Raw genomic sequence first — 13,380 nt, forward strand, 5'->3', positions numbered from 1 at the left:
CTTCGTTGCCGTCGGCTAAAGATGTACGCATTGTGGTCGATATTTCGGGCAGTATGAGAGAGAGCGACCCGCAGAACCTGCGACAGCCGGCGGTAAGGCTGCTTGCGCGGATGCTGCCGGGAGATGCCCGCAGCGGTGTTTGGACCTTTGGGCAATACGTCAATATGCTGGTGCCCTCGGGTGAAGTTTCATCCAGCTGGCGAGATACCGCCGTCGAGCGCTCGGATAGAATCAACTCCGTTGCCCTCAGAACCAACATCGGCGAAGCGCTGGAAGTCGCCAGCGACGATTTCTACGGCGACCGCCGTTTTGACAATACGCACTTCATCCTGCTGACCGACGGCGTTGTTGATATCTCGCCCAACGCCTTGGCCAACGCCCGCGAGCGTAACCGCATTCTTGACGAGGTTGTCGAGCGAATACAGGGGCGCGGCGCTACGATCCACACCATTGCATTGTCCGAGAATGCGGACCTGGCCCTTTTGGAGCGGCTGGCGGTTAAAACCGGAGGCACCTTTGCCGTGGCGCCGGACGCCGAATCTCTCAACCGGGTGTTTGCGGAAACGCTCAATACCGCGGCGCCACAACCGGAAGTCCCGATCCGCGACAACCAGTTTACGGTCAGTGAGGACGTCAAGGAATTCACGGCACTGGTCTTCGGTGAAGGTGGAGAGAAGCCCCTGGCGCTGGTGACGCCAAGTGGCCAGCGGATCGAAGCGGCGCGCTTGCCGGACAATGCCCGCTGGCACGCTGAGGGTGAGTACGACCTGATTACCATGACCGAGCCTGAAGCCGGTGTCTGGCGGATTGACGGCCAGTTGGGCGAGCAGTCGCGGGTGACGGTCGTCAGCGACCTGCGGATGGCGGTGTCGCCAGTCCCTAATTTCTTTTACAGCGGGCAACCGGTCGCCATCGAGGCGGCCTTCTACGAGAAAGATAGCCGCATCACCAATCCCGACTTCCTCGGGGTGCTGGACGTGGCGATGACACTCCAGACCGAGGATGGCCGCTCGGGCACTAAGACCTTATCCGGCGAGACACCGCCGGAAAATGGGGTTTACGCCGATACTATCGAAAAACTCAGCGAGCCCGGCACCTATGACCTAACGCTATCCGCCGACGGTAAGACATTTGCGCGCCAGTTCTCTTCACGCATTACCTTGCGGCCACCGGTCAATGTGGAGGTTAAAGCCGAAGGTCAAGGCGGTGAGGCTCGCTATATCGTGGAGGTACGGCCCGAGCACCCTGAGCTGAACCCTCAGGCGTCGGATGTCGGCCTGAAGGTCGCGGTGCCTGGCCAGACCGGCGAAGCCGCTTTCGAGGCGATAACCTTCGATGAGACGGATGGCGTCTGGCGGGCCAGCGTCACGCCCACTGCCGGCGACGGTGACTATACGGTAAACCTGCGTTTCCGGGGCGAAACCGGCGATGGTCGTTCGCTAAGCTATGCACCCGCTTCTTTCGTTGCCCAGTTTCCGCGGTCCGATGCCGGTCAAACGGCTTACACGTCGTTGAGTGCGCCAACAGTCACTGCATCTAATGTCGGCAAGAACGGCGGGGAGCCAACGGCCGAGCCTGCGAATCAGGAATCGCTCCTGGGGCCGGATATCGCGGATGAAGCGCCGAGCGCCGAAACTGGGGCCGAGGAAGCCGAACCACAGCCGTCAGAACCGCAACAGCCGGAACCACAGCAGTCAGAATCCAGTGCGCCGCCGGCTGATACTAAGCCTGCGCCCGACGCTGCAGACGCTCAAGAAGAAATAGCGCCACCGATAGATGTTTCTCAGGCGGAAGCGCCCGCCGAGCCACCCGAAGAAGCCTCGCCGCAAGAAAATTCACCCTTCTGGGCACAGATACCTATTTGGGTCTGGGCGGCGCTGGGGGGAGCCGTCGCGCTGGCGGCTATTGTTTTTGCCGTTATACGTGCGCGGCGCCGCAAGGAGGAGCCTAAACCGGATGAAACCGAAGGCAAATCCGCGACCGATGAATCGGATGAGGCCGAAGACGAAGCGCTGCCCCCGGTGATAGAACCCGCCGAGGCGGAAGAGCCTGAGGAGCCTCTTGCCGAAATGGGGGCTTCCGAAGACGAAACGTCCGAAGAAGAGACGCCCGCTGAGGTTGAACCCGAGCCACCGGTCGCCGAAGAGGAAGAGCCGGCTCTGGACGTGCCGGGCGAGACCGAGCCCCCCGTAGCCGAAAGCGATAGCGATGATGTTCCGGTACTTGGCGATACGGAAACGGAAACCGTGGAACCGGAAACCGCGGAAACTGAAATCGAGAGCGCCGAGTTCGCCGAGGAGGCCAGCGAGGTGCCGGATGAAGTCGAGCCGCCGATAGCGTCTACGGAAATACCCGGCGAAGAGGACCTGACCGGAGCGGACGAGACGGCCGACGAGATAGAGCGATTCCTGGCGGAGGCGCGACAGGACGACGCCGGGCTGGACATCGCCAACGAAGACATCCTCGAAGAGCCGGAATCACCGGCCGCAGAGAGCGAAGAAGACGAACACATGCTCGAAGACTTTGATCTTTCCGATATCGATGATTTGCCCGATCTGGACGAAGAGCCGGACGAGGATTCATCGACAGGGGAATCGGAAAACAAACGTCAGAACTGACGCCACGTCCAGACTGCGTTGTTCATCCTGATCGGGCGTGACCCGACTAGGCGCGAACAGTGCGAATACGACTGGATAGATACGATCCCGTATTCGGGAAGCGCAGGACGTGGCTGCGAACGGCATGTGGATACCCATTGAAAAAAGCGTAAAGGACAGACACCCATGAAATTTACCGGTACCGAGAAATACGTTGCCACCGAAGACTTGCAAATGGCCGTTAACGCGGCAATTACCCTGCAACGGCCGCTGCTGATTAAGGGCGAACCGGGCACCGGTAAGACCATGCTGGCGGAAGAGCTGGCGGCGGGACTCGGCTCGCGTCTGATTACCTGGCACATCAAATCCACCACCAAGGCGCAGCAGGGTCTGTACGAGTACGATGCGGTATCCCGCCTGCGGGATTCCCAGCTTGGTGACGAAAAGGTCAAGGACATCGGCAACTACATCGTCAAGGGAAAGCTCTGGGAAGCGTTTGAAGCGGACGATCAAGTGGTGCTTCTGATCGACGAGATCGATAAGGCGGACATCGAGTTCCCCAACGACCTGCTGCTCGAACTAGATCGCATGGAGTTCTTCGTCTACGAGACGCAGAAAGTAGTGAAGGCGAGAAAGCGCCCGATCGTGGTCATCACCAGTAACAACGAGAAAGAACTGCCGGACGCCTTTCTGCGCCGCTGTTTCTTCCATTACATCAGCTTTCCGGACCACGACACCATGAAAAGCATCGTCGATGTCCATTTCCCGAACGTACAGCAGGATATCGTGCGGGATGCGCTGGAGGTCTTCTTCGACGTGCGTAAAGTACCCGGCCTGAAGAAGAAACCCTCCACCTCGGAGCTGGTGGATTGGCTCAAACTGCTGATGGCCGACGAACTCTCCGCCAAAATGCTGCAGGAAAAAGATACGTCTTCTGCCTTGCCGCCGCTTTACGGTGCCCTGGTGAAGAATGAACAGGATGTCCATCTCCTGCAGAAACTGGCCTTTATGGCGCGTCGCCGGAGCTGATCGGGAGCCTCCGGCCTCTGGAGGGAGGACACTATGCTGATTGATTTTTTTATGGAGGTGCGCCGAGCTCGTGTGCCGGCGAGCCTGCGCGAGTATCTCGACCTCATCGATGCCTTACAGCACCGTCTGGCCTTTGCCGACTTGGAAGAGTTCTACTACCTCTCCCGGCTTTGCCTGGTGAAAGACGAGCGCCATTACGACAAGTTCGACCGAGCCTTCGATGCCTATTTTAAGGGCATCGAAAATCTCGACGACCTGATGCAGCAACTGATCCCCGAGGACTGGCTGCGCAAGGAATTCGAGAAGCAGCTTAGCGAGGAGGAGAAGGCCAAGATTGACTCGCTGGGTGGCCTGGAGGAGCTGATCAAGGCGTTCAAGGATCGTCTGGAAAACCAGAAGGAGCGGCATCAGGGCGGTAATCGTCAGATCGGTACCGGTGGCACATCGCCTTTCGGCGCTCACGGTTATAATCCGGAAGGATTTCGCATCGGTCAGGAAAAAGGCCGCCACGGCCGTGCTGTCAAAGTCTGGGAGAAACGCGGTTTCAGAGATTTGGACGACAGTATCACTCTGGGCATCCGCAACATTAAAGTTGCGTTACGGCGCCTGCGTAAATTCGCTCGACAGGGTGCCGCAGAAAAGCTCGATATGGACGATACGATTCGTTCGACAGCGCGAAATGCCGGCTACCTGGACCTGAAGATGGTCCCCGAGCGGCATAACGCAGTGAAGGTGCTGATCTTCTTCGACGTGGGCGGCTCTATGGATCCTCACGTTAGGGTCTGCGAGGAGCTGTTCTCGGCAGCGCGGATGGAGTTCAAGCACATGGAGTACTTCTACTTCCATAATTTCGTTTACGAAAGTGTTTGGAAAAACAATATCCGGCGTTTTAACGAAACCACCAGTACCTGGGACGTCCTGCATAAGTACACACCGGACTATAAGGTGATCTTCGTCGGTGACGCGAGCATGGCGCCATATGAAATATCCCATCCCGGTGGTTCCATCGAGCATTGGAACGAAGAGGCCGGCGCGGTCTGGTTCCAGCGCATCCAGGAACACTTTAGCAAGGTAGTGTGGCTCAATCCCTTGCCAGAGGACTACTGGGGTACAGGGGGTTCCATTGGCATGACCCGGCAACTCGTGGGGGAGCATATGTATCCCCTCACCATTGACGGGCTTGAATCGGCTATGCGCCATCTGAGCAAGTAACGGGAGAATACCAGCGTATCAAGCAGACAGGCGGTCCTCAGTGGCCGCTTTCATTCTGCGCAAAAAAAAGCCGATGCGGTTGAGGCGCATCGGCGAAGCTCGGCATATCGAACGGCTTAACCTTCAGTGAAGAATTGCACCGCACGTCTCATGGAGCACAGTCTCTGCCAGTTATAATTAAACTGTTTTAAAACAGCAGCTTACAGTCGCCCTGTGTAAGCCGAAGTAATAGGGGTCCGAAATATGATGTTGGGGTGTAAATCGAACCGACGGTAAAGCCTTTAACTGTAAGTTTTATGGACGCTTTTTGCGGACTTACTTCCGGGTCCTTATTAATTGGTGATCTGGGTACTGTTTCGCCGACGGCGCCAATGCTACGATTTGTTGCTGAATGTAATCATGATGGTGTCCATGGGGACGGCTATCGACGAAGTGCTCCAGGGAAGAGGTGTAAGAAGCTCCCATGCGTCTGATCGTTCTGTTAATGGTTGTTTTGCTTAGCCTGAGCGCAGGCGTGGCGATGGCTGAGTCCATTGACCGGGAAATATCCGATTTGAAGGCCGATGTGGCTTCGCTCAATCACGAGCTTTTCGAGTTGGAGGAGGAAATACTGCACCCGGCGAACACCCAGGTGGCGGTGTATCTTTCGTTCAGTGCCCGTGACTATTTTGTGCTCGATTCGGTGGAGCTCTCTATCGATGGCCACCCGGCAGCCTCGCATCTCTATACGGAGCGAGAGCGTATGGCCCTGGAAAAAGGCGGGGTTCAACGCCTTTACCTCGGCAGTCTGTCGGTCGGCGAGCATACCCTGAGTGCCGTCTTCAACGGCCAAGGCGCTAACGACCACTACCATCGCAAAGACGCCAGCTTCACCATTGAGAAGGCTTCGGGTAAAGCCCAGTACGAGCTGGTGTTGGACGCGCAGGCGCCGGCCTATGAACCGAAACTGCAATTAAAGGAATGGGAGTAGGGCGCCTTACATGGGATGGTATTTGACCCGCATTGCCTTACTTCTGGCGCTTTTAAGCGGTCAGGCAGAAGCTGACTCCGGTCGTATCAATGAGCGTTTGGCGCTATACGCGCTGGAGACGGGCGAGGCGGCGGAAGCACTTCACTGGATTGCGGACGCTTCGTCGCCCAAGGCGGCCAGCATCCGTGGCCGCGCATACGCTCAGCTAGGCTTGGTACGGCAAGCTCGTGATGCCTTGTCGGCAGCCAACGACGAACACCCGCTGGAACCAGAAGCCCGACTGACACTGGCGAAAGCTAACAGGGCGCTGGGGAAAGACGGCGATGCCGACCAGCTGCTGAGGGCTATTCAGCGGCAGGGCCAGGGAAAGGTTGCGGAAGAAGCCGCTTTTTTGCTCGCCGAACAGGCGATCGGCCAATCGTCCTATGATCGGGCCGGGCAAATTCTGGCTAATTCGCCCGAAGGCTATTGGAGTGCCCTAGGCTATCTTAATCTTGCCACGGCCTACGGGCGTCAGGACGAAGACGTCACCCGCAGCCTCATTTCACTACGCGTTGCCCAGGCCATGCTGGGGGATCGCGCGACCACGTCCTATCCAGATCTGCTGCAACGAATCCAGCTCACGGCGGCTTTTCTGGCACTCAAGGGCGAGGACGCTGACAAAGCCTTGACCTTTCTCAATAAAATTTCACTGAACGGCTACCACACGCCGCAGGCATTATACCTGCACGGTCTGGCGCATGCCCGCAAGGACAACTACCGCGCGGCCATGCAGTCCTGGCATCGGGCTCGCAAATTTCCGCTGAGCTTCCCTGGGGCGGCCGACGCCTGGTTGGGTATGGGCCGGGGTTTCGATGAGTCCGGCTATCTGGGCCAGTCCGGCGAAGCCTATCTCGGCGCCATTGCGGCATTTGAGGGAGAGCTGGCGACGCTGGATACGCTTAAACGGCAGATTCGGGCGCAAGGGGGATACGAGGCCATGGCGCTGTCCGCAAAAGCGGAGGATGTAGAGTGGTTTCTGGCCGACAGTAAAACCTTGACCCAGCCCCGACTCGCTTATCTCATGCACTTTATGGAAAGCGCAGAAGCCCAGCAAGCCGTCGCCCGGGTAGCCGATCTGGAACGAATGGAAGAGCGTTTGCGCAAGCGATTGAATGATTTGGATGTCCTTGGCGGGATGCTTTCCGAGCGTCGGACAACGCTCCGCAGGCACCTCGATACCGGTGACCTGGATGCGTTGAAGTCTCGCATGACGGGACTGCGTGAGCGTCAACAACGGTTGCAAAGCGAGATTCAAACGATGGCCGAGTCTGGCCGTTCCGTGGAGCTGGCGAGGGGGGAGTTGGCCCGAAAGCTCGAGCAGGTCCGCGTACTGGAAGCGAAAAATAACCTGACGCCTGAAGAGGCTGAACGCCTCAAACGTTTGCGAGGCGTGCTGGAGTGGGAAGCCCAGGAGCAGTTCGAACTGGCCCGGCGTGAGCACGAGCGTGAACTGGCTCACATTGGCGCCGCCCTGGATGCGGCAGAAAAGAGTTACGGACGATTCGAGCAGCAACTGCGCGGGGCGTCAGAGCGTTTTGCGCAGAGAAGTAAGCGGGTCGATCAGCTTGAGACTCAGACGCGTATAACGCTCGAACGCGTCGTTGGGTTGCGTCAGAGTGCAGGCGAGCTGCTTAACTCAGCCTTGCTGGGCTTCCTTGATCGTCAGTCCGTGGTGATGAGTGCTCACCTTGATCGTAGCGAGCAACAGCTTGCTCACCTCTATGAATACCTCGCCCTTAACCGTAAGGCGGATTCAGCCGCGGGGGCGGAGCAATGAATAAATTACCCATGTGCAGTCCGCTGACAAAGAGACGAACGTGGACGTGGATGGTGGTGTGGGCCACTACCGTTTTCGTCAGCCTTTCGGTGCGTGCAGAACCGGCGGGCAGCTTTCAAGTGAATCTTGGAGAAGACGGCGAAACCATTGGCGAAATGCGGCCCGTGTTCCTCGAAATGTCGTCCCGCGAACTACCGGCTATATCTCTCAAGGAGGTGGCGCGCCGCTACAAGCGACTGTTTGAAGAAGCGGAAGATCCGGAGGTGCGGATTGACGCGCTGCACCGGCTCACCAACCTCCATTCGCTGTCCGGAGACGGTCTGGACCTGACGCCTGAGCAGGAAGCGGTCATCTATCGCGAGGCGATCAAGAGTTATGAAATGGTCGTCAATCAGGGCCATTACCAAGGCAGGTTGGATGAACTGTTATATCAGACAGCGAAGGCCTACGCCTTCATCGGTCAGGACAAGCAATCCATTACCCGTTTAGAACAGCTTGTGGGGCTCTATCCGCAATCCGATCTGGCGCCGGAAGCCCGTTTCAGAATTGCCGAAGACGCGTTCTCCCGCGGCAGCTATACCCAAGCGGAAGCGGCATATCAACAGGTTACTCAAGATGCCGAGCGCGATGATTTACGCCAGAAAGCGCTCTATATGGAAGGCTGGAGCCAGTACAAGCAACAGAAGCTGAGTAAGGCCAGCGGCACTTTTTTTCAGGTACTCGATGATTATCATGCCAGCTCCGACGGCTTCACGACGCTTGAAGGCGGTAGCGAGGACTTGGTCAACGACACCTTCCGTATCCTGGCCTTGATGGCTTCCCGCCGAGGTGGCGTTGAAGCTGTGGACGACATGCTGGCAGAGCGCGGGGGGCGTCCCTACGACTACCTGCTGTATGATCGCCTTGGGGATTATTATTTGTCGAAGCAGCGCTATTCGGACAGTGTCGCGGTTAACCGTCACTTCGTGGAAGCACACCCCGGGCACCCTAGCAACGCTGCGTTACGTGCTCAGATTGTCTCTATATGGGAGGCCGGCGGTTTCGAAGAGGAGGCCCAAGAGGCCCGGGAAACTTACGTCAGGGCGTACGCTGACTCGTCGGTTTACGCTGTTTTGGCCGATCAAGAGAAAGCCTTATGGCGCGAACTCGCTGAGCATGTGGCCGATGTATTCTATCGCCGGGCCGGGCTGCCGGATTCGACGGACTCTGACGCGCTTTTCGCCGAGGCTGGCGGATACTACGGTCGCCTCGGCAATTTATCGGCGCAGGACGACGCCTATGTGGAGGCCGGCGAGTTCTGGCGTCTGGCCGGCGATGCCTGGCTACAGGCGGGTGTTCGCGCTCAGGCACTGGCTTATTTTTACAAGGCGGGCTATGAAGCGCCGGGCTACGCGGAGGCGGTGGACGCAGGCTGGGCCGAGCTCTTGCTTTATCGTGACTTACCCTCACCGGAAGGGGATGAGCCGCTGACCAAGCTCGTGAACCGTTTTGCCCAAACGTTTGCTACCGATGCCCGAGTGCCCTCTCTGCATGCCGATCTGGCAAATCGGTTGCTCAAATCGGGCAAACTGGTCGAAGCTGGCCGCCAGGCCATTGCTGCGATGACGCACCCGCTGGTTGACGACGCCGAACGGCGTTCGGCGTTGTTGGTTGTCGCCCAGGTTGCCTATGACCGCAGGGACTATGTCGCGGCAGAAAAAAGTTATCGTCAGGCATTGGCGATCAACGAGCCCGTCAATACACAGGCAGCGAAGACCAACGCGGCTATTCGTGACCAGTTGGCGCGCGCCATATACCGCCAAGCCGAAGACGAAGTGAACCAAGGCGATGTTAAGCAAGCGGTGGCCCACTTCCAGCGGGTCGAAGCCGTGGGCGCCAAACGCTCGATTGGGATGAATGCCCACTACGATGCGGCCACAGCACTGCTTAGAGCAGAGGAGTGGTCATCTGCTATCGAGCAATTGCAAACGTTCCGCAAACGTTATCCGGAGCAAGCGCTGACGGCCACAGTCAGCGAAAAACTGGTCATGGCTTACAGAGAGTCCGGCCAGAAAGCCCTGGCGGCGGATGAGTTGCTCGCGCACGCCGAGCAGCGCCCGTCTCCGTGGGAAACGCGTTTGTCCGCTGCGAACCTGCTGATGGAAGCTGGCAGTACGCGGCGGGCCAACGGCATAATCGTTGATTACCTTGATCAGGCCGGTGAACCGCAGGATGCGCAGGCGCATTTGCACCAGCAATCTTTGCGTCAACAGCTGATTGAATCCGCAGCAGGCGGCTCTGCTATGTCCATGCGAGCCGAGCTGGTGGAACGGGAAATAGCCAGCGACTGGCACTCGGATGAGAGCCTGGCTTGGGCCTCTTCCTCGGCCCTGGCGTTAGCTGATAACGAAGCCAGCCGTTTCAGGAGTATCAAGCTGACCCTCCCCCTCAATCAATCTCTGGCGCGCAAACGCCGCGCCCTCCAGGCCACCGTCGACCGCTACGGTCAAGTTGAGCGCATGGGCGACGCCGAGGCACGCTCGCAGGCCATGTACGGGAAGGCTGAGTTATTCCGGGTACTGGCGCGGGACATCATGCAGTCGGACCGGCCGACAGGACTGAACGAATTAGAGCAATCCCAGTACGCGATTTTGTTGGAGGAGCAAGCCTATCCGTTCGAGGAGAAGGCCATCGATATGCACGCCGCTAATCATGAACAGGTAGGAGAGGGCGTTTATAACGCGTGGGTTAAGCGTAGCCTCGACGCGCTGGCGGAAATGTTCCCGGGCCGGTATAGCCGCAAGGTTCGCTGGATTGAATGGACGTCCCAGGAGGTGGATTATGCCCGCGCAGAGACCCGCTAGGGTGCCGCTGAAAAAGTTAAGGCTGCCCCCCATGGGCCCGTCCGGCGGACTCGGATTATCCCGGTCGCTTTTTAGCTCATTATTTAGCTCACTATTTAGCAAAACAACGATTCGCCCGAATAACGCGCTGCCGGCTATCGCCACTCTGTTTCTGGTGTCTGTTCTGGCGGCGGGTTGTACGTTCATGCCTGCCGGGGAGCAGCGCCAGAACGGGGTGGCGCAGGGTGAAGCGGTGGACCCATTGACCGCCGAGCATCAGGCTCGAATGGACAAAGCCCTGCAACTAGCGCATGCCGAGCAATACGATGCGGCAGTACAGGTGCTGAGAACAATCCAGGCAAAGCGACCGAACGTGGGCCTGATCGACGCGCGTATCGGCTGGGTGTTGCAGAAACAGGGTTGGGATATGGAGGCGGAAGATGCCTATCTGCGTGCGTTGGAGAAGGACCCTTCTGAGCCCATGGCGGCGAATAATCTGGCGTTGATGCGGCAGTCCGAAGGGCGTTTCGATGAAGCGCGCCAGTTTCTTGAGGTCAGCCTGCAGGCGCACCCGGAGTCCCCGGAGCTGCACTACAACCTGGCCGTACTGGCGGAACTCTACCTGCTGGATCTGCCGCTTGCGCTTAAACACTACCGCGAGTACCAAACGCTGACCGATGGCCGCGAAAAGCAGGTCGCAGGTTGGATCGCCGATTTGGAACGCAGGGTAAATTAATATGGTGTTCGTCGATTGTCATCGCGTTTTCAGAACAATGTTGTTGGCCTGTTTAATGGCGGTCAGTGGTACCCTGGCTCCGGTATGGGCAGCGAACACGGTGACCACTGAAGAGAAGGCATCGGCCGATGCGACGACAGCCGGCAACCGGACGGTATTAACGGTCCGGGGTATTTCGGTACAGGGCGACGACGACTACCCCAGGGTTCTGAACATTCTGCCATGGCAACCGCCGACAATATCCCGGCGCGCCCGGAACCCTCTGCGGCTTGACGACGAGGGCTTGTTGGAACCGGCCGATCCCAATGCCATGGAGGGCCACCGCCAGTTCAGGCAAACGCTGAATCCGCATCGCGGCAAGCAGTAATAACGACGCAACAGGACAAAACGGAGAGTTATTCCATGCCTTTGCTTGAAACCGTAATTCGCTTTTTCCAGAACGGCGGGCCGTTCATGTATCCCATCGCGCTGGTTCTGGTTATTGGACTAGCTATCGCGCTGGAACGTTTTATCTACCTCTCACGGGTGCGCCGTGCAAATCGGCGAGCCTTCGAAACCGGAATTCTTCCGCTGCTGCGTAAGCGCGATTACAAGCAGGCGATGCAGGCAGCCAATAATTCCAACAGTGCCATCGCCTCGATTTTAGGCGCTGGACTGGGCCGGCTGCTGGGCGACCATCGTCGTGAAGATATCGAGTACGCCATGGAAGAGGGGCTGATGGAAGTCCTGCCGCGCCTGGAGAAACGTACACAGTATCTCGCAACGCTTGCCAACGTGGCGACGTTGCTAGGGCTTCTCGGCACGATAATCGGTTTGATCGCAGCCTTCACGGCGGTCGCTAACGCCGATCCGGCGGAAAAAGCGACCCTGCTATCCCAGAGTATCTCCGTGGCCATGAATACCACGGCCTTCGGCTTAATGTCCGCCATTCCCTTGTTGCTGTTCCATGCGGTTTTGCAAACCAGAACCAATGAGTTGGTGGACAGCTTCGAGATGGCGGGCGTGAAGTTCCTCAACACGGTATCCGAACAGCGCGCCCAGGCGTCCTGATCCACCGGTGGCTAGCATGAGACGTAAACACCGGCGCCTGCCGACCAATGCCGAACTGGACATTACCGCCTTTCTGAACCTGATGATTGTGCTGGTGCCTGTTTTGCTTCTAGGCATGGTCTTTACCCAGATCCGCATGATCGAGCTGGACTTTCCAGGTATGGCCGCGGGTGAAGCGCCCGAAGCAGAGACATTTCGTCTGGAAGTGCTGCTGGTGCCTTCGGGCATTCGGGTGGCCGATAGTGACCGGGGGCTGATCGACAGTTTTCCTCTGCAAGAGGGAGAGCAGGATTTCGCCGCTTTGAGGGAGACGCTCAAGGCCATCAAGGCGCGTATGCCGGAGAAAACAGACCTGGTACTGCGAATCGGTCCGGATGTCGATTATCAAACTCTGGTGACGGCGATGGATACCGTGCGTTCCTATCCTGAAGTTGTGGCCGCCAGTGTCGTGCGCGCCGAGCTCTTTCCGGACGTATCCCTTGGGGATGCTCCCGCGGACGTTAAGGTAAGCGTTCTGGAAACCACTGGACAAACGGAGGCGACACCGTGAAAGCATCACGTCGTGCGCGCCGGATGGAGCGGCACTACAGCCGCATGCATCGAGCTGGGGGCCTCAACCTGGTGTCGCTGATGGATATCTTCACCATTCTGGTGTTCTTTCTGATGGTGAATTCCTCCGATGTGAAGGTGATGCAGCAGTCGACCGATGTCTCGTTGCCCTTGTCGACGGCGGAAAAACCCAGCAAAGAAACGCTCTTGGTAGAGGTTAGCGGCGAATCCATCCGGGTGCAGGGCCGCGAAGTCGCCCAGTTGTCGGGGGCTGGGGCCGATGGGCAATCGCCTCACATCCAGGGGCTTCTGGATGAGCTCAATTATCGTAAAGCCAAGCATGCCGGAATCCCGGCAGAAGGACTGGAAGTCACAGTGATGGCCGATCAAGGCACCAAGTACCGGGATCTGCGCCGAATCATGCAAACCTGTGTCGACGCCGACTACCGCCGCGTGCGCCTGGCCGTCGAGCAACGTTCCGAAACCGCCAGCGAGGCTGCCAATGGGTAGCCGGTTCGACGATATACGGACTCAGCATAACGCCGAGGGGCCTGACACCTCTCTAGCGCTGCCCTGGAGCAGAGAGCCGGGCGAGA

Annotated in this window: 11 protein-coding genes; all 11 read left to right on the forward strand. The window is 58.2% G+C overall.

All coding sequences use genetic code 11. The features are described 5' to 3' along the window. Positions 1-53: 53 nt before the first annotated feature. Positions 54-2,618 (forward strand): vWA domain-containing protein, encoded by a 2,565-nt coding sequence (locus FXO11_RS08655; RefSeq protein WP_168203145.1) that lies wholly within the window; start codon positions 54-56, stop codon positions 2,616-2,618. A gap of 165 nt (positions 2,619-2,783) precedes the next feature. Further along, a complete protein-coding gene (locus tag FXO11_RS08660) occupies positions 2,784-3,626 on the forward strand; it encodes an AAA family ATPase (RefSeq protein WP_148862607.1) in 843 nt (280 codons plus the stop codon). A 33-nt stretch (positions 3,627-3,659) separates the two neighbouring features. Beyond that, positions 3,660-4,838 (forward strand): vWA domain-containing protein, encoded by a 1,179-nt coding sequence (locus FXO11_RS08665; RefSeq protein WP_148862608.1) that lies wholly within the window; start codon positions 3,660-3,662, stop codon positions 4,836-4,838. 463 nt (positions 4,839-5,301) lie between these two features. Continuing rightward, positions 5,302-5,808: an AraC family transcriptional regulator gene (locus FXO11_RS08670; protein ID WP_148862609.1), complete on the forward strand. Its 507-nt coding sequence runs from the start codon at positions 5,302-5,304 to the stop codon at positions 5,806-5,808. A gap of 10 nt (positions 5,809-5,818) precedes the next feature. After that, positions 5,819-7,627: a coiled-coil domain-containing protein gene (locus tag FXO11_RS08675; protein WP_148862610.1), complete on the forward strand. Its 1,809-nt coding sequence runs from the start codon at positions 5,819-5,821 to the stop codon at positions 7,625-7,627. After that, complete coding sequence (locus tag FXO11_RS08680; protein ID WP_148862611.1) at positions 7,624-10,470, forward strand: tetratricopeptide repeat protein; 2,847 nt, start codon at positions 7,624-7,626, stop codon at positions 10,468-10,470. Before FXO11_RS08675 ends, FXO11_RS08680 begins: the two co-directional genes overlap by 4 nt. After that, complete coding sequence (locus FXO11_RS08685) at positions 10,448-11,185, forward strand: tetratricopeptide repeat protein (RefSeq protein WP_148862612.1); 738 nt, start codon at positions 10,448-10,450, stop codon at positions 11,183-11,185. Before FXO11_RS08680 ends, FXO11_RS08685 begins: the two co-directional genes overlap by 23 nt. A gap of 55 nt (positions 11,186-11,240) precedes the next feature. After that, the gene (locus FXO11_RS08690; RefSeq protein ID WP_148862613.1) at positions 11,241-11,552 is read left to right on the forward strand and encodes a hypothetical protein; all 312 of its coding nucleotides are present in this window, start codon (positions 11,241-11,243) and stop codon (positions 11,550-11,552) included. 41 nt (positions 11,553-11,593) lie between these two features. Continuing rightward, positions 11,594-12,235 (forward strand): MotA/TolQ/ExbB proton channel family protein, encoded by a 642-nt coding sequence (locus tag FXO11_RS08695; RefSeq protein WP_148864850.1) that lies wholly within the window; start codon positions 11,594-11,596, stop codon positions 12,233-12,235. Between the two features lie 16 nt (positions 12,236-12,251). After that, positions 12,252-12,785: a biopolymer transporter ExbD gene (locus FXO11_RS08700; RefSeq protein ID WP_148862614.1), complete on the forward strand. Its 534-nt coding sequence runs from the start codon at positions 12,252-12,254 to the stop codon at positions 12,783-12,785. Continuing rightward, positions 12,782-13,294 carry an ExbD/TolR family protein gene (locus FXO11_RS08705; protein ID WP_148862615.1) on the forward strand — a complete coding sequence of 171 codons (513 nt, stop codon included), beginning with the start codon at positions 12,782-12,784 and terminating at the stop codon, positions 13,292-13,294. Before FXO11_RS08700 ends, FXO11_RS08705 begins: the two co-directional genes overlap by 4 nt. The last annotated feature ends 86 nt before the right edge of the window (positions 13,295-13,380 follow it).

This window comes from Marinobacter fonticola, from assembly GCF_008122265.1.
GTDB lineage: Bacteria > Pseudomonadota > Gammaproteobacteria > Pseudomonadales > Oleiphilaceae > Marinobacter_A > Marinobacter_A fonticola.